General features: G+C 61.5%; 17 protein-coding genes and 1 pseudogene. 10 read left to right on the top strand and 8 right to left on the bottom strand.

The features are described 5' to 3' along the window. Positions 1–60: 60 nt before the first annotated feature. Positions 61–603, top strand: a complete 543-nt coding sequence (locus tag MKZ87_RS19515; RefSeq protein WP_227233269.1) for a DUF1003 domain-containing protein — start codon at positions 61–63, stop codon at positions 601–603. 7 nt (positions 604–610) lie between these two features. On the opposite strand, the gene MKZ87_RS19510 is transcribed toward MKZ87_RS19515, so the two are convergent. Next, positions 611–1,552: a LysR family transcriptional regulator gene (locus MKZ87_RS19510; protein WP_085701602.1), complete on the bottom strand. Its 942-nt coding sequence runs from the start codon at positions 1,550–1,552 to the stop codon at positions 611–613. A gap of 15 nt (positions 1,553–1,567) precedes the next feature. Between MKZ87_RS19510 and MKZ87_RS19505 the strand changes: the two genes are divergently transcribed. Then, a complete protein-coding gene (locus MKZ87_RS19505; protein ID WP_266201716.1) occupies positions 1,568–2,275 on the top strand; it encodes a CTP synthase in 708 nt (235 codons plus the stop codon). Continuing rightward, complete coding sequence (locus MKZ87_RS19500) at positions 2,272–2,586, top strand: antibiotic biosynthesis monooxygenase family protein (RefSeq protein WP_085697100.1); 315 nt, start codon at positions 2,272–2,274, stop codon at positions 2,584–2,586. The genes MKZ87_RS19505 and MKZ87_RS19500 overlap by 4 nt, the downstream gene beginning before the upstream one ends. A gap of 133 nt (positions 2,587–2,719) precedes the next feature. Here the strand turns inward: MKZ87_RS19500 and MKZ87_RS19495 are convergent, their stop codons facing one another. Beyond that, entirely contained in the window at positions 2,720–3,046 is a 327-nt protein-coding gene (locus tag MKZ87_RS19495) for a DUF2025 family protein (protein ID WP_266201715.1), read from the bottom strand. Between the two features lie 217 nt (positions 3,047–3,263). On the opposite strand from MKZ87_RS19495, the gene MKZ87_RS19490 reads away from it, so the two are divergent. Together MKZ87_RS19490 and MKZ87_RS19485 are read left to right on the top strand one after the other, a co-directional pair. Next, on the top strand, positions 3,264–4,391 hold the full coding sequence (locus MKZ87_RS19490) for a glycerophosphodiester phosphodiesterase (protein ID WP_234205850.1): 1,128 nt from the start codon (positions 3,264–3,266) through the stop codon (positions 4,389–4,391). A gap of 138 nt (positions 4,392–4,529) precedes the next feature. Beyond that, positions 4,530–4,835: a PepSY domain-containing protein gene (locus MKZ87_RS19485; protein ID WP_007951089.1), complete on the top strand. Its 306-nt coding sequence runs from the start codon at positions 4,530–4,532 to the stop codon at positions 4,833–4,835. A 60-nt stretch (positions 4,836–4,895) separates the two neighbouring features. Here MKZ87_RS19485 and MKZ87_RS19480 read toward each other — a convergent pair whose 3' ends face one another. From MKZ87_RS19480 to MKZ87_RS29105, 3 genes and pseudogenes are all read right to left on the bottom strand, one after another. Beyond that, positions 4,896–5,339 (bottom strand): hypothetical protein, encoded by a 444-nt coding sequence (locus MKZ87_RS19480; protein ID WP_234205852.1) that lies wholly within the window; start codon positions 5,337–5,339, stop codon positions 4,896–4,898. Between the two features lie 112 nt (positions 5,340–5,451). Continuing rightward, complete coding sequence (locus tag MKZ87_RS29110) at positions 5,452–6,156, bottom strand: methyl-accepting chemotaxis protein (protein ID WP_416383553.1); 705 nt, start codon at positions 6,154–6,156, stop codon at positions 5,452–5,454. Between the two features lie 228 nt (positions 6,157–6,384). After that, positions 6,385–6,495: pseudogene (locus MKZ87_RS29105) on the bottom strand (hypothetical protein); the annotation flags it as partial. 854 nt (positions 6,496–7,349) lie between these two features. Between MKZ87_RS29105 and MKZ87_RS19470 the strand changes: the two are divergent. Both MKZ87_RS19470 and MKZ87_RS19465 read left to right on the top strand, forming a co-directional pair. Beyond that, positions 7,350–8,372, top strand: coding sequence for a transporter (locus MKZ87_RS19470; protein WP_266201713.1), 1,023 nt, complete (start codon positions 7,350–7,352; stop codon positions 8,370–8,372). 240 nt (positions 8,373–8,612) lie between these two features. After that, positions 8,613–10,226, top strand: a complete 1,614-nt coding sequence (locus MKZ87_RS19465; protein ID WP_266201712.1) for an inorganic phosphate transporter — start codon at positions 8,613–8,615, stop codon at positions 10,224–10,226. A gap of 25 nt (positions 10,227–10,251) precedes the next feature. On the opposite strand, the gene MKZ87_RS19460 is transcribed toward MKZ87_RS19465, so the two are convergent. After that, positions 10,252–11,148 (bottom strand): LysR family transcriptional regulator, encoded by an 897-nt coding sequence (locus MKZ87_RS19460; RefSeq protein ID WP_266201711.1) that lies wholly within the window; start codon positions 11,146–11,148, stop codon positions 10,252–10,254. Positions 11,149–11,269: 121 nt separating this feature from the next. On the opposite strand from MKZ87_RS19460, the gene MKZ87_RS19455 reads away from it, so the two are divergent. Then, positions 11,270–12,025 carry an SDR family NAD(P)-dependent oxidoreductase gene (locus MKZ87_RS19455; protein ID WP_266201710.1) on the top strand — a complete coding sequence of 252 codons (756 nt, stop codon included), beginning with the start codon at positions 11,270–11,272 and terminating at the stop codon, positions 12,023–12,025. A gap of 59 nt (positions 12,026–12,084) precedes the next feature. Here the strand turns inward: MKZ87_RS19455 and MKZ87_RS19450 are convergent, their stop codons facing one another. Further along, positions 12,085–12,522 carry a multidrug/biocide efflux PACE transporter gene (locus MKZ87_RS19450; protein WP_266201709.1) on the bottom strand — a complete coding sequence of 146 codons (438 nt, stop codon included), beginning with the start codon at positions 12,520–12,522 and terminating at the stop codon, positions 12,085–12,087. Between the two features lie 87 nt (positions 12,523–12,609). On the opposite strand from MKZ87_RS19450, the gene MKZ87_RS19445 reads away from it, so the two are divergent. Continuing rightward, on the top strand, positions 12,610–13,464 hold the full coding sequence (locus tag MKZ87_RS19445) for a LysR family transcriptional regulator (protein WP_266201708.1): 855 nt from the start codon (positions 12,610–12,612) through the stop codon (positions 13,462–13,464). 1 nt (position 13,465) lies between these two features. Here the strand turns inward: MKZ87_RS19445 and MKZ87_RS19440 are convergent, their stop codons facing one another. Continuing rightward, the gene (locus MKZ87_RS19440; protein ID WP_266201707.1) at positions 13,466–14,302 is read right to left on the bottom strand and encodes a LysR family transcriptional regulator; all 837 of its coding nucleotides are present in this window, start codon (positions 14,300–14,302) and stop codon (positions 13,466–13,468) included. A 111-nt stretch (positions 14,303–14,413) separates the two neighbouring features. Between MKZ87_RS19440 and MKZ87_RS19435 the strand changes: the two genes are divergently transcribed. Further along, the gene (locus MKZ87_RS19435) at positions 14,414–15,139 is read left to right on the top strand and encodes an SDR family oxidoreductase (RefSeq protein ID WP_266201706.1); all 726 of its coding nucleotides are present in this window, start codon (positions 14,414–14,416) and stop codon (positions 15,137–15,139) included. The last annotated feature ends 89 nt before the right edge of the window (positions 15,140–15,228 follow it).

The following is a 15,228-nucleotide window of genomic DNA, read 5'->3' as shown; positions in this document are numbered from 1 at the left end:
GCACAAGCTCCACGGCGCGGGACTATAGTGTCTTCAGTCCCAAGCGTCACCGAGCCCATCATGACTACCAAACATCCCGAATCGCCTTCCCCTGCCGCCGCCGATCACCTGCGCTTTCACCGCCCGCACGCCCATCTCAACACGACGTTCGGCAACGACAAGTTCGCCTTGCGCGCCGAGGCGTTTGCACGATTCTTCGGCACGCCGACCTTTCTCGGCGCACAGACTCTGATTGTGGTGCTCTGGATGGGGCTCAACGTCAGCGGCGTAACCGGGTTCGACGCTTACCCGTTCATCCTGTTGAATCTGGCGTTCAGTCTGCAGGCCGCCTATGCCGCCCCGCTGATTCTGCTGGCCCAGACCCGTCAGGCCGCACGGGACAAAGCGCAATCAGAGGCCGACGCACAGCACCGTGAGGCGCTGGCAGTGGCCAACAGCGAACGCCAGGCGGAGGCGGCGAAGAACACTGCGCAACTGCTCGAATTACTGCAGCAGAACACACACCTGACCGAGATGACCAAGGACCTGACCGAGCGCATCGAAATCCTCACACGCGAAGTTCATCAGCACATCCTGCAACAGGAACAACGCCCTTCGTCATGATTCCTCTTCAGGCCAGACGCAACGCCCGCCCCAATTCATCAAACAACGTGACCACCGAGCGCAATGCGCGGCAGTCCGGGCGGGTCAGCAACCACAGCGCGGTGTCATAACCGTGCAAGGGTTCGCTCAGGGCTTGCAGCCCTTCGTTGATGAGAAAGTCCGGCAACGCCGCCACGCCCAGTCCGGCGCGGACCAGTTCGGTTACAGACAGCATGCTGTTGCAGCGATAACTTGGCGTCACACCCGGCAACTGCTGACGGCGCCAGGCAACGGTCGGGTGATCGGGCAGAAAGTCGTCCGGGGCGATCCAGGTCAGCGCTGCCAGATCGGCCGCTTCAACCTTTTGTAGATAGCGCGGACTGGCGCAAACCCGGTAGGAAATCTTCGCCAGCTCCCGTCCGACCAGATGCTCCGGCGGTGTACGCGTCAGGCGCACGGCGATGTCGGCATCACGACGGCTGAGGTTGGCGAAATCGTTGGACGTGCTCAGCTCGATGGTCAGCGCCGGGTAGTTCGGCATGAACTGCGCCAGCGCCGGCAGCAACAGACTTTGCAACACCGAGTCGGTGCAGGTCAGGCGCACCGTGCCGCTGACCACTTCACCGCCCTGCTCCACACCAATACGCGCCGCTTCCAGCGCTTGTTCAGCACGTTCGGCCTGCTCGGCCAGGGTTTGCGCGAGGCTGGTGGGCAGGTAACCGGCGCGGCTTTTTTCGAACAGTTGCTGTCCCAGTGCGGCTTCCAGTCGGCGCACGGCGCGAAACACCGTCGACACATCGACCTTCAGCAGCTGCGCGGCCCGGGCCAGAGAGCCGCCGCGCACCAAAGCGAGGATCAGGGCCAGATCCGGGAAATCCAGTCGGTATTGCGTGGCTGCATTGATCACTTGGGCAAACGCCAATTTTGAGTGCGTGAACGCCAATCTATAGTGAGCGCCATCCCTCAACAAGCACAGCGAGTACTCATGGAACCCAGAGCCCTGCGCGTCGCCCTGATCGGTGATTACGATCCGCAAGTCACCGCCCACCGGGCCATCCCGCTCGCCCTTGGTCTGGCGACGGAGCACCTTCGCCATCCGGTCGATTTCGAATGGTTGGCCACCGACCGAATCCTGCCCGGGACGCCGCTGGAAAATTTTGACGGTTTCTGGTGCGTGCCGGCCAGCCCCTACAAAAGCGAAGTCGGTGCACTGCGAGCCATTCGTTTTGCCCGCGAACAGCAGCGCCCTTTCCTCGGCACCTGTGGCGGTTTTCAGCATGCGGTGCTGGAGTTTTCCCGCAACGTACTGGGCTGGGCCGACGCCGAGCATGGCGAAACTTCACCTGACTCGAGCCGTGCGGTGCTCTCGCCCCTGACGTGTTCACTGGTGGAAGCGGTGGACAGCATCCATCTGGTGCCCGGTTCGTTGATCGCCAAGGCGTACGAAACGTCGGAGATTCGCGAAGGCTATCGCTGCCGCTATGGTGTGAATCCGCAGTTCGAACGGGAGTTGCTGATCCATGATCTGCACGCCGTGGGTCACGATTCGGCAGGTGATCTGCGCGCCATCGAACTGAAAAACCATGTGTTCTTTGTCGCGACGCTGTTCCAGCCGGAACGCGCAGCACTCAAGGGGCAATTGCCACCGCTGGTGCGGGCGTTTGTCGAAGCCTGCGCGGAGCAACCTCGATGAAACCGAACACTGAATGCTTCGCCGTGATCTTCACCTCGACCCGCACCGAGGGTGACAACGGCTACACCGAGGCCTCCGAGCGCATGATGCAATTGGTGGCCGAGCAACCGGGTTTTCTCGGTATCGATTCGATCCGGGGCGCGGACGGCGTGGGGATTACGGTTTCGTACTGGGAGAGTGAGGCGGCGATTCTGGCCTGGCGCGAGCATCCGGAGCACCGGGTGATTCAGGCGCGCGGGCGGGCGGAATGGTATTCGGCGTTTCATACGCGGGTGTGTCGGGTGGAGCGGGAGTATCGGTTTGCGAGGTGAGTAAAAAGGTGTACTCACTGGCCTCTTCGCGGGCAAGCCCGCTCCCACAGGGTAGTGCGCTGTTCTCAAGATCACGCCGTACCTGTGGGAGCGGGCTTGCCCGCGATGAAGCCAGAAAAGTCACAGCAGAACCTCAGCCCTTCACCAGACTGCGCACCGCCTCAATTTCCGGCACTTCGCGTTTATTCATGTAAACGCGCAACGGCTCGGAGATATTGATCCGGTCGTCGATGTGCTGATCGAGCAGCAACTGGATCAACTCGCGCTTCAACGTCATGGTCTGTTCGGTGGCCGGTGCCCAGACGAATTCGCTGGCGGGAATAATGCCGTCATCGGCCACGTCCATGCCGAACGAGTCCTCACTGAAGCGCACGATGTACTGGCCGGTCTTGCGGTTGAGGCCGACGAAGCCCTTGAGGTCGTCGGCGGCCTGGCAGATGAGTTGCGATGTGATGCGCATGGTAAACCTCACGAAAAGGATCGATGGTCTACACGCAGGGCAATGGGAGGCGCGCCCTCTGCCGGGGCGGTTGCCGTGGCCAAGCGTACTGCAAACGAACGCACAAAAGTGCGGAAATATTCGCTTTCAGTACGTTTATGTCGGTCTCGCGATAGCACGTTTTCGTTTGAGTTGCTAAAAGGTACATCTTCGAAAATACCTGCGAAAGGACCTCGACATGCCCGCCACGTTCACCAAAAGCGCACTGCTGCTGAGCCTGATGCTCGGCCTCGGCCAGGCTCATGCCGCCGCCCAGCCAAGCCCTGCTGCGCTCGCTGCCTCCGAGGGCATTCCGCGTCCGGCGGTGATCGCCCACCGTGGCGCGTCCTTCGATGCCCCGGAATCCACCGCCGCCTCCTACAAACTGGCCCGCGACCTGGGCGCCGATTACCTGGAAATGGACTTGCAGCGCAGCAAGGACGGCGTGCTGTTCGCCCTGCACGATGACAATCTGCAGCGCACCACCGACGTCGCCACCAAGTTTCCGGAGCGCAAGGACAGCCCGGCCAATGCCTTCACCATGGCCGAACTGAAAACCCTCGACGCCGGCAGCTGGTACAACGCCAAGTACCCGGATCGCGCGCGTCCGTCCTACGTTGGTCTGAAGATTCTGACCCTGGACGAAATCATCGACATCGCCCAGGCCAATCCGAAGCACAAGCCGGGTCTGTACATCGAAACCAAGGAGCCGAAACTGTTCCCGGGGATCGAGCATGACCTGAAGGAAAAACTCCAGGATCGCGGCTGGCTCAGCCCGGCCGGTTCGAAACTGGCGAAAAGCGCTCTCGGTGTCGGCCAGGGTAAAGGCAAGGTGATCCTGCAAACCTTCGAAAAGAGCAGCCTTGAAATGCTGCAGAAGGAAATGCCGCAGGTGCCAAAAATCCTGCTGCTGTGGGTGGGCGAAGGCAGCATCGAGCCGAAATCCAAAGTGACCTTTGCCGAATCCGGCGAGAAGGACAAAAACGCGTTCTACGGCAAGCAAGAGCCGAAATCCGAGGCCGAATTCAAGCAGTGGATCGATTACGCCAAGGCCCAGGGCGCCATCGGCACCGGCCCTTCGGCGAAGCTGACCCACGGCGGCGATCAGAGCTATTCGGACCTGGTGCAGCCATGGATGAACCAGTACACCCACGACAAGGGAATGCTGGTGCACGTCTACACCGTGGATGAGCCGGTGGACTTCGAGAAGGTCATGGCCTCCGGCGTCGACGGCATCTTCACCAACCGCGCCAGCGAACTGTTGAAGTTCTATAAACGCCCGGCCGCCGCCAGTGTGGATCAGGTGTTGAAGAACAACGGCTTCTGATCTGCAAATCAGGGCGTCAGTACCGCGAGCAGGCTCGCTCCCTTGGGGAGTCCGGCCTGCTCGCTGCGTTTTAAGGGTGAATTAAGTTGCGGCGATTAACCTGAACTCACTTAAACGAATCACCCAAAGGAATAACCCATGAAAACCCTGACTGCCCTGTTTACCGCTGCCGCCCTGACCCTCACCGCTGGCCTGGCCCAGGCTGACGTTCGCGTCGACCAGATCCCGCAACTGGTCAAGGAAGGCAAGATCAAGTCGCTGGAGTCGATGAACGAACAAGCGCTGAAACTGCATCCGGGTGCGACCATTACCGATACGGATCTGGATAACCACTTCAATGGTTATGAGTACGAAGTTGAATTGCGTACGGCTGATGGCAAAGAGTTCGATGTGGACTTCGACGCAACGACCGGCAAGGTGCTGACCAACAAGCAAGACACTTGATTGGCTGATAAGACAAAGCCGCACGATTAATGAATCGTGCGGCTTTTTTGTGTCCGCAAATTATGCGGAGGTACTGACCAGCGAGCCAGACGTACTCGAATCCGAATCCTGCAACGCCTGCAACAACGCCGCCGTTGCCGTTTGCAACGACGCCGAGGTGCTGGTGACCTGAGCTTGCGCGGCGGCGACTTCGGTCATCCTGGCCTGATCACTTTCCTTTTTGGCCTGAGCCGCTTGCAGCGCCTGTTGCTCTTCCTGCAACTGCTTCTGCAATTCGGCAATCTGCTTGCGCAGTTCTTTTACGGTGTCCGATTCATCGCTGCTGGAATCGCTGTCCCCCGCCGGCGCCGCACCACCGCCCGCCGCAACTTTACTGGTATCGGCTTTCACCCCGGTGCTGGCCGCCGCCGTGGTCGAGGTGTCGTCGCCCGTATCGGCAATCGAGGTTTTGCTGGTGGGCGTGGTGACGGTCTGATTGATCGAAACAGACGTGATGCTGACCATGGGAAATCTCCAATGCCGGTTATAGATGACCGGGCATCGGCGGCGGTCTGCACGAATTGAGATCGACTGTGTACCGACTCGGTAACCGAACCGGTACACAGTCACTGGCCGGTCAGACGCTCAGGCGCGCGGTGACGTCGTTCAGTTGGCCCGACAGGCCGTGCAGGTTCCGGCTGGCGCTTTCGGTGCGCTGCACGTTGTCGAGGTTGGTGCTGGCGATCGAGGTGATCTCGGTCAGGTTGCGCGAGATGTCTTCGGCCACCGAGGTCTGTTCTTCGGCCGCCGTGGCGATCTGGCGGTTCATGTCGCGGATCGCTTCCACCGCGTGGGTGATGCGCTCGAGCATGGCGCCGGCCTGGGTCACTTGCTCGACGCTTTCATCGCTGCGGGTCTGGCCGCTGTCGATGGCCTGGGCAGCGTCCACCGCACCGGTCTGCACGCTGTGGATGATCTGGTTGATCTCGATGATCGACTCCGCCGTGCGCTGCGCGAGGTTGCGCACTTCATCAGCGACCACCGCAAAACCACGCCCGGCTTCCCCGGCCCGGGCCGCTTCGATGGCGGCGTTGAGCGCCAGCAGGTTGGTCTGCTCGGCGATCCCGCGAATCACTTCCAGCACCTTGCCGATGCGGCCGCTGTCGGCTTCCAGACGCCGGATGACCGTGGCGGTGTTGGCGATTTCACCGCGCATCTGGGTGATGCTGTGGATGGTGCTCTGCATGACCTTCTCGCCCTGTTGCGCGGACTGGTCGGCATCGTCGGCAGCACGCGCAGCGTCAGCCGCATGACGGGCGACTTCCTGGGCGGTGGCGGACATTTCGTTCATCGCCGTGGCCACCTGATCGGTGCGGTTGAACTGCTCGTTGGTGCCGCCGGCCATCAGCGTGGCGATGGCGTTCAACTCGCCGCTGGCGCTGTCCAGATCCCTGGCGCTGTGTTGCAGGTGATTGAAGGTTTCGGCGAGGAAATCGCGCAGGGTGTTGGCGGCAGCCGCCAGGTTACCCAGCTCGTCCTGACGGTCGCTGGCCACGCGCTCGACCAGACGGCCCTTGCTCAACTGGGTGACGTAGTCGATGAGTTTGCGGATCGGTTCGACCAGATTGCGGTTGACCAGCCACAGGCTCAGCAAACCGATCAGCAGGCCCGACGCAAGCATCACCAGCAGCCCCAGCCAAACGGTGCGATCGGCACTGGCGCTGATCTGCGCCGATTGTTCGGTGCCCTGCTTGCGCAGCTCGGCCACCAGTTCACTCATCTGGTCGCTGGCGGCTCGGTCGACGCCTTTGACGGCAGCGTCGCCAGCGGTCGGATCGGCACCGGCGGCGACGTAGGCATCGCGACCCTTCTGATACGCAGCACCGAGCTGACGATGCTCTTCGCGCAGACGTTCGATGCGGGTTTTCAGTGCAGGCTCAAGGCTTTTCTGATTCGCAAGCTCACCGAGGATGCCCTGCACATCGCGCTGACGGTCTTCGAACTGGCTCCAGTATTTGGCCAGATCCGCCGGTTGCTTGCCGCGCAGCAGAACGTTTTTCCACTCCTGGACCTGCACCTTGAATTGCAGGTTGGCTTCGTCGATCAGTTGCGAGGCGTGCAAGGGGCCGGCGATCAACTGGCTGTAACTCTGCACGCCGTTGGACAGGAAGTGAAAACAAGCCAGCGCGATCAACAGCATCGCCAGCAGGCTGCCGCTCAGCAGGGCAAGAATTTGCGCTCTCAGGGATTTTTGCAGCATCGCAGGTACTCGGGACAGGGATGAGGCACGTCCGGCAAGACGTGATTTTTTAACCGGACATCCCTGTCGGCGAACCTTGGCTCTTGGCCGAAGGCGCGCAACCTAACCCATGCGTGATCGGCGTGCCAGAGCGCTTCTTTAGAAATATCCGACCGCCGGTAACGCATTGATTTGACATCATTTTGCTGTCACACAAGTGTCATGTGACATTGCGATGATGCGGCTCAGGTGAATCTGCAAATCCCGCGACAGACGCCTCCTCGCAGCGAGCCTTCATGAACCACAGCCTCGATATCAGTCATCGTGATCCTGACCTGTTCGGCCTGCTTTACGGTTTTCGGTTTCGCCCCGGCGAACGCGGGCGCGAGGTGGATTCGGCGACCGCCCTGCGCTGCCTGCAAGACGACAGCGAGCGCGATGAATTTCTCTGGCTGCACCTGAACCTGGCCCACGCCGCGTGCGAGCGCTGGATGAAAAGCCATCTGCAATTGCCCGAAGAGTTTTTCGAAGCGCTGCACGAAGGCTCGCGCTCGACGCGCATCGAGCATGTCGATTCGGCGTTGCTGGCAGTGGTCAACGACGTGGTGTTCAACCTCAGCAGCATGGTGTCGTCGGACGTGTCGACGCTGTGGGTCTGCGTGCGCAGCAAACTGATCGTCAGTGCGCGCCTGCAACCGCTGCACTCGGTGGACAAGCTGCGTTCTTCGGTGAAGTCCGGCGAGTGCTTTCGTTCGCCGCTGGAACTGCTGGTGCATCTGCTGCGTGATCAGGGTGAAGTGCTGACCCAGATCGTGCGCAAGACCAGCATGAGCGTCGATCAGGTCGAAGACGAATTACTCTCCTCGCGACTCTCGACCAACCGCGCCGAACTCGGCGCCAACCGCCGGGTGCTGGTGCGCCTGCAACGATTGCTGGCGCTGGAGCCGGGTTCGCTGCTGCGCCTGCTCAACCGGCCGCCGCCGTGGTTGCAGAAGGAAGACGTGAAGGAGCTGCGCAAATCCACCGAGGAGTTCGCGCTGATCATCAACGACCTCACCGCCCTCGGCGAGCGGATCAAGCTGTTGCAGGAAGAGATCGCCGCCAACCTCAACGAACAGAGCAACCGCACCCTGTTTACCCTGACCGTGGTCACGGTGTTGGCGCTGCCGATCAACATCATTGCCGGCTTTTTCGGCATGAACGTCGGCGGGGTGCCGCTGGCCACCGATCCCGAAGGGTTCTGGATTCTGGTGGCGCTGGTGGCAACGTTCACCGTGATCGCCGGGCGCTGGGCGTTTCGCAAGCGACGGGATTACTAACACCCAACTGACCCTGCCGCTCGTTCCCACGCTCCGCGTGGGAATGCCGCCCGGGACGCTCCGCGTCCCTGTGACGCAGAGCGTCACCTTATGCATTCCCACGCGGAGCGTGGGAACGATCATCATCCTTCAGATCAGCGGTGAAGCTAAAACCCCAAACACTGATCTATCGCAGATTCTCTGTAATATTTAGCAACGATCATGGGCAACACTCCTTCCCCCGCTCAGGATTGTCCGCCCATGGCTACTCCCTCCCTGACCGCCAGCCCGGCCTCCGCTGCCAGTGGCAGACCGGTCCTCGACAAGAAAACCGGCCCGTTCACCTACGTGGTGTTTTTTGCGGTGCTGGCGATGGGGCTGCTGTTCACCGCCTATAGCCTGATGCACGACATGCACCAACTCGGCACGGTGGTCACCACCTGGACCCCTTTTCTGCTGCTCGGCGTGGCGCTGTTGATTGCGCTGGGCTTCGAGTTCGTCAACGGTTTCCACGACACCGCCAACGCCGTGGCCACGGTGATTTACACCCATTCGATGCCGCCGTATTTCGCGGTGGTCTGGTCGGGGTTCTTCAACTTCCTCGGCGTGTTGCTGTCGAGCGGCGCGGTGGCGTTCGGCATCATCGCGCTGCTGCCGGTGGAGCTGATTCTGCAGGTCGGTTCGTCCGCCGGGTTCGCGATGATCTTCGCCCTGCTGATCGCGGCGATCCTGTGGAACCTCGGCACCTGGTGGCTGGGCCTGCCGGCTTCGTCGTCGCACACGCTGATCGGTTCGATCATCGGCGTCGGCGTGGCCAACGCGTTGATGCATGGCCGCGACGGCACCAGCGGTGTGGACTGGGCCCAGGCGACCAAGATCGGTTACGCCCTGCTGCTGTCGCCGCTGGTGGGTTTCGGTTGTGCGGCGCTGTTGCTGCTGGCGTTGCGCGCGTTCGTGAAGAACCGTTCGCTGTACAAGGCACCGAAAGGCAACACCCCGCCGCCGTGGTGGATTCGCGGTCTGCTGATTGCGACCTGCACCGGCGTCTCGTTCGCCCACGGCTCCAACGACGGACAGAAAGGCATGGGCCTGATCATGCTGATTCTGGTCGGTACGCTGCCGATGGCTTATGCGCTGAACCGCACCATGCCTGCCGATCAGACGTTGCAGTTCGCGGCGGTGGCCGAGGTCACCCAGCAGGCGCTGGTGAAAAGCGCCCCGCTGCCGGCCCCGGCCGATCCGCGTCCGGTGCTCTCGGATTACGTACGCAGCAAGCAAGCCACGCCGCAACTGATCCCGGCCCTTGCTTCCCTGACCGGACACATCGGTGAAGAAGTCAAAGGCTACGGCTCGCTGGCGAAAGTGCCGGCCGAGGCCATGGGCAACGTGCGTAACGACATGTACCTGGCCAGCGAAACCATTCGCCTGATGGACAAGAACAAGGTCGGCACCTTCGACGCCGATACCACCGGCAAGCTGCAACTGTTCAAGCAACAGATCGACAACGCCACGCGGTTTATTCCATTGTGGGTGAAGATTGCCGTGGCGATCGCGTTAGGGCTGGGCACCATGGTCGGCTGGAAGCGGATTGTGGTCACGGTCGGCGAGAAGATCGGCAAGACCCACCTGACCTACGCCCAGGGCGCCTCGGCAGAAACGGTTGCGATGCTGACCATTGGCGCCGCCGACATGTTCGGTCTGCCGGTGTCGACCACTCATGTGTTGTCCTCGGGCGTGGCCGGGACCATGGTCGCCAACGGTGGCGGCCTGCAGATGAAGACCATCCGCAATCTGCTGATGGCGTGGGTGCTGACCTTGCCGGCGGCGATTGTGTTGTCGGGCAGTCTGTATTGGCTGTTTACCCGGATCTTCTGAACACTTCGGGCTTTTGTGGGAGCTGTTAAAGCGTTGAGCGAATCAAATCCCCCAACCAATCCATGAACACCCGAACCCGCAACGGCAGATGCCGCTGCCTCGCGTACAGCAGTGAAATGCCCATCGCCGGCGCGGCGTATTGCGGCAGCACGGTGACGATCTCGCCGCTGTCCAGATAGGTGTTCATGCCGGTGCGCGGCACCTGAATCAGACCGAATCCTCCCAGGCACGCCGACTCGTAGGCATCGGTGCTGTTGACCGTCACGCTGCCGGCCATCGACACGCGATGGACCTGCCCGTCCTGCTCGTAGACAAACCCTTCCGAACGCGAACCGAGCACACCGACGTAGTGCACCAGCCGATGCTGCGCCAGATCCTCAAGCGTTTGCGGCACGCCGTAACGCTCCAGATATGCAGGGCTGGCGCAGTTGATCATGCTGAAATCCCCCAGATGCCGCGCCACCACGGATTGATCCGGCTGCGCGCCGACACGCAGCACGCAATCGAAGCCTTCGGCGAGCAGGTCGACCCGGCGATCGGTGCTGCTGATTTCCAGTTCCAGATTCGGATGACGGGCCATGAACTCCGGCAGCTTCGGCATGATCAGCCGCCGCGACAGAATGTTCGGCATATCGACCCGAATCCGCCCGGTCAGCGACGCTTCGTCCTGACGGAACAGGTTCTCGATTTCGTCCATGTGCGACAGCAGATCCTTGCTGCGCTCGTACAGCGCCAGCCCGTCCTGAGTCGCCTGTACCCGGCGTGTGGTGCGCTGCAGCAGGCGCGTGCCGAGCAGGGTCTCCAGCGCCTGCACCTGTTCGGACACCGTCGAACGCGGCAACCCCAGACTCTCCCCCGCCATCGTGAAACTCGACAATTCGCTGACCCGGACGAAGGTGCGCAGCAGTTCCAGTTTGTTCATGAGCCACCCATTGATTGTTCGGACAATCCGACCAGTGATTCCGGTTTCAGTCTGTTTATCACCTCACGGCGGATAAATAAACTTTGCCCCATCAACCGTCACCGCCAAACGAGGAAGACCCATGAACCGCAAAATCGCATTGATCACCGGTGCCAGCCGTGGCCTCGGCAAGAACGCCGCCCTGCACCTCGCCGCCCAAGGCGTGGACATCATCGGCACCTACAACAGCCGCGCTGATGAAGCGCAGTCGTTGGTCGCGGAACTGAAAAATCTCGGCGCCAACGCCGTGATGCTGCAACTGGATGTCGGCCGCAGCGAAGGCTTTGCCGATTTCGCCGCGCAAGTCGAACAGGCGCTGCAACAGCTCGATAGTCCGCGCTTCGATTTCCTGATCAACAACGCCGGGATTGGCGTGCATGCGTCCTTCGCCGACACCACGCCGGAGCAGTTCGACCTGCTGATGAACGTGCAGTTGAAAGGGCCGTTCTTCCTGACTCAGCAACTGCTGCCGCTGATCAACGATGGCGGGCGGATCATCAACATCTCCAGCGGTCTGGCCCGTTTCACCCTGCCGGGTTATGCCGCTTACGCGGCGATGAAAGGCGCGATGGAAGTGCTGACCCGCTATCAGGCCAAGGAGCTGGGCGCGCGGCAGATCGCCGTGAATATCCTGGCCCCGGGCGCCATCGAAACCGACTTCGGCGGCGGCGCGGTGCGCGACAATTCGGCGCTGAACGCGATGGTCGCCAGCAACACCGCGCTGGGTCGTGCCGGTCAGCCGGATGACATTGGCGGCGCGTTGGCGCTGCTGCTGTCGCCGGGGGCGCAGTGGATCAATGGTCAGCGGATTGAAGCGTCGGGCGGGATGTTTCTCTAAACCCTCAACAAAAACCGGACAAAAAAAATCGCAGCCCTCTCAGGCTGCGATTTTTTGTTTCAGCTCTGGCAAGCGTTGCGCATCACCAGCCGCTCGCGCACCACGTCATAACCCCAGTGGTAGATGTAGGTGTACGGCAGGAAAAACAGCAGCACGCCGATGTCGAGCAGGAACGCCTGCCACAGACTGACCGACAGCCACCAGGCAATCAGCGGCACGCCCATCACGATCAACCCGCCCTCGAACAGCAGCGCGTGCGCCACCCGCACCCAGGCGTTGTGCGGGATGTTGCAGCGTTTGAGCATGCGATCGAAGAAGCCGTTGAACACCACGTTCCAGCCCAGGGCCAAGAGCGCGATGGCAATGGTGACCGCACCCATTTCGACCAGCGGCTTGCCCATGATCCAGGCCAGCAACGGAGTACAGATCAGGATCGCCAAAAGTTCGAAACCGATGGCCTGGAAGATACGTTCAGTGATGGATTTGTTGGCAGTCATGGCGAACTCCTCTGTGAAGATGGTTGCCATGATCCAGCACCAAACCGATACTTCAAAACCAATAACCATCGATCAAGGCGATAGTTCATGGCCTCTCAGGAAGTGTTGCTGGCGTTTGTCCAGGCGGCGACTCAAGGTTCTTTTTCGGCAGCGGCGCGCAAACTTGGGCGCAGTCAGTCGACGGTGAGTGCGGCGGTGGCCAGCCTTGAGATTGATCTGGACTTGATCCTGTTCGACCGCAGCAGCCGCAAACCGACGCTGACCCCGGCCGGCCACGTGATGCTGCAACGGGCCGAGGCGATTCTGGCGGCCACCAGCCGACTGGAAATGACCGCCCGGCAATTGGCTCAAGGCGTCGAACCGAAACTCACAGTGGCGATTTCCGACACGTATCAGTCCGACCGATTCGAAGCGGCACTGGTGGGGTTCGAGCAGCGGTATCCGGATCTGGAACTGGAATGCCTGATCGCCGAATGCGATGACCTGGTTGAACTGGTGCAGCGCGGTCGGGCGCATCTGGCGTTTGCCGAGATGCAGGACAACTACCCGCCGGACCTGGCGACCGCGACCGTCGCCGAGCGTACGGAAATCGCGTTGTTCGTGGGTCGTGGGCATCCGTTGGCGACTCAGGAATCCATCGATCAAACGGTCCTTGAACAGCATCGCGAGCTACGCCTGGCCACCATCGTCAATCCCTATGACAGTCGCGGCAAAGGCCGGGTGTGGTCGGCACCGAGTTACCTGATGCTGCTGGAAATGGCTGAAAAAGGGTTCGGCTGGGCGCCACTGCCGCGCTGGCTGGTGGAGCGCTTCGGCAATGACTTGCTGGTTGAACTGAAGGTGCGCGGCTGGCCGAAACCGGTGTTCGTCGATGCACTGTGGTCGCGGCTGTACCCGCCGGGGCCGGCGGGCAGCTGGTTGCTCAGCAAGATGCTGGAATAGCTCAGGCCGCCTCGATGGCGGCCGGGCGATTGACCTGAAAATACTCGTGCAACCCGCGCATCGTCGGCAACTCCAGCGCCTGCGCCGCGTAACACAATCCCACCCGCCTGGTCGGCGCCGGCAGGTGCAGCGCACGCGCGACGATACGCTCGTGCCCGCTGACCAGCGACCGCGGCAACATCGCCACGCCAACGCCCGCCGCCACCATGTGCAACGCCTGTTGCAGTGAACCGGCATGCCCCGCCACGGCTTCCGGCGACCGCCCATAAAGCGCCATCAAGCGCTGATGGGACGGATGTTGCGGACAGGTGATCCAGTCCTCGATCGGCGCCCAGCCGGCCTGCGCGTTGGCCATCGGATGATCAAGGGGCAGCGCCATCACATAGGATTCTTCCCACAGCGGCAGGAACAGTTCGTCCTCGCAGCACATTTCCTCGACCGCCAATCGACCATCGCCGTGACAACCCTCCTCCAGGGTCAGCAGCAGATTGGGCAACGCCTGATGGGCCATGCGCACGAAGGCTTCGATGTGGCTGTCGGCGATGTCGCCCTCGATGCCGAGGGTCAGCGGCGCGCGGTTTTCGCGACCGCGAAACATCCGGCTCAGCGCCTCGGCTTCGGCCACCATCCGCCGCGCCTGCGGGTACAACAATCGCGCTTCGTCGCTGACCTCCACACCACGGGGCTGACGCACGAACAGCGGCGCGCCGAGTTCTTCTTCCAGTTGTTTGATGGTCACCGACAACGTGGGCTGGCTGATGAACAGCCGTTGCGCGGCAGCGGTGATGTTGCGTTCCTCGAACACGGCGAGGAAGGCTTTGAGATGGCGGATATCCATAGGAGATTCCGATAGCAGACAGAGGAATAAGGCATTTTTCAGCCTTCAGCGAGCTAAACATACTGCGCCACGAATCTGGTTATTTGTTTTTCTTATTTCAGGAGTTTAACCATGGGCAAGCCATTGATCATCATCACCGGTGCCAGCTCGGGCATCGGCGAAGCCACCGCCCGCCGCTTGAGCGCTGCCGGCCATCCTCTGCTGTTGCTGGCCCGGCGCATCGAACGCCTTGAAGCACTGGCCCTGCCGAACACCCTCAGCCGCCGCGTCGACATCACCGACCGCGCCGCGTTGCTGGCCGCTGTCGCCGAGGCGCAAGCGCAGTTCGGCCCGGCCGATGCACTGATCAACAACGCCGGCGTGATGCTGCTGGGCGAGATGAGCAAACAGGACCCGGCGCAGTGGGACCAGATGCTCGACGTCAACGTGAAAGGTTTGCTCAACGGCGTACACGCGGTGGTGGCCGGGATGATCGAGCGCAAGCACGGCACCATCATCAACGTCAGCTCGGTGGCCGGGCGCAAGACCTTCCCCAACCATGTGGCGTACGTCGGCACCAAGTTTGCGGTGCACGGGTTGTCGGAAAACCTGCGTGAAGAGTTGTCGCCGCATAACGTGCGCGTGATCACGATTGCGCCGGGTGCGGTGGAGACCGAATTGCTGAGCCACACCACGGATGAGGCGATCAAGACCGGGTATCAGGCGTGGAAGCAGGACATGGGCGGCACGGTGCTGAGCGCCGAAGATGTGGCGACGGCGATTGCCTATGCGTATGGGCAGCCGCAGGGGGTTTGTATTCGCGAGATTGTGATGGCTGCTACGCGTCAGCAGGCCTGATCCATTGTTACAGACCTAAATGGCCCCTTCGCGGGCAAGCCCGCTCCCACATTTGATCGCATTCCAATTGTGGGAGCGGGCTTGCCCGC

It is taken from the genome of Pseudomonas sp. MCal1 (assembly GCF_026341415.1).
Lineage (GTDB): Bacteria > Pseudomonadota > Gammaproteobacteria > Pseudomonadales > Pseudomonadaceae > Aquipseudomonas.
This window is presented reverse-complemented; position numbering and strand designations above follow the sequence as displayed.

Excerpts from the sequence above, each read along its gene's own strand:
- MKZ87_RS19515 (WP_227233269.1), top strand. The coding sequence starts at position 61 with ATGACTACCAAACATCCCGAATCGCCTTCCCCTGCCGCCGCCGATCAC.
- MKZ87_RS19505 (WP_266201716.1), top strand. The coding sequence starts at position 1,568 with ATGGAACCCAGAGCCCTGCGCGTCGCCCTGATCGGTGATTACGATCCG.
- MKZ87_RS19500 (WP_085697100.1), top strand. The coding sequence starts at position 2,272 with ATGAAACCGAACACTGAATGCTTCGCCGTGATCTTCACCTCGACCCGC.
- MKZ87_RS19495 (WP_266201715.1), bottom strand. The coding sequence starts at position 3,046 with ATGCGCATCACATCGCAACTCATCTGCCAGGCCGCCGACGACCTCAAG.
- MKZ87_RS19490 (WP_234205850.1), top strand. The coding sequence starts at position 3,264 with ATGCCCGCCACGTTCACCAAAAGCGCACTGCTGCTGAGCCTGATGCTC.
- MKZ87_RS19485 (WP_007951089.1), top strand. The coding sequence starts at position 4,530 with ATGAAAACCCTGACTGCCCTGTTTACCGCTGCCGCCCTGACCCTCACC.
- MKZ87_RS19480 (WP_234205852.1), bottom strand. The coding sequence starts at position 5,339 with ATGGTCAGCATCACGTCTGTTTCGATCAATCAGACCGTCACCACGCCC.
- MKZ87_RS29110 (WP_416383553.1), bottom strand. The coding sequence starts at position 6,156 with ATGTCCGCCACCGCCCAGGAAGTCGCCCGTCATGCGGCTGACGCTGCG.
- MKZ87_RS19470 (WP_266201713.1), top strand. The coding sequence starts at position 7,350 with ATGAACCACAGCCTCGATATCAGTCATCGTGATCCTGACCTGTTCGGC.
- MKZ87_RS19465 (WP_266201712.1), top strand. The coding sequence starts at position 8,613 with ATGGCTACTCCCTCCCTGACCGCCAGCCCGGCCTCCGCTGCCAGTGGC.
- MKZ87_RS19460 (WP_266201711.1), bottom strand. The coding sequence starts at position 11,148 with ATGAACAAACTGGAACTGCTGCGCACCTTCGTCCGGGTCAGCGAATTG.
- MKZ87_RS19455 (WP_266201710.1), top strand. The coding sequence starts at position 11,270 with ATGAACCGCAAAATCGCATTGATCACCGGTGCCAGCCGTGGCCTCGGC.
- MKZ87_RS19450 (WP_266201709.1), bottom strand. The coding sequence starts at position 12,522 with ATGACTGCCAACAAATCCATCACTGAACGTATCTTCCAGGCCATCGGT.
- MKZ87_RS19445 (WP_266201708.1), top strand. The coding sequence starts at position 12,610 with ATGGCCTCTCAGGAAGTGTTGCTGGCGTTTGTCCAGGCGGCGACTCAA.
- MKZ87_RS19440 (WP_266201707.1), bottom strand. The coding sequence starts at position 14,302 with ATGGATATCCGCCATCTCAAAGCCTTCCTCGCCGTGTTCGAGGAACGC.
- MKZ87_RS19435 (WP_266201706.1), top strand. The coding sequence starts at position 14,414 with ATGGGCAAGCCATTGATCATCATCACCGGTGCCAGCTCGGGCATCGGC.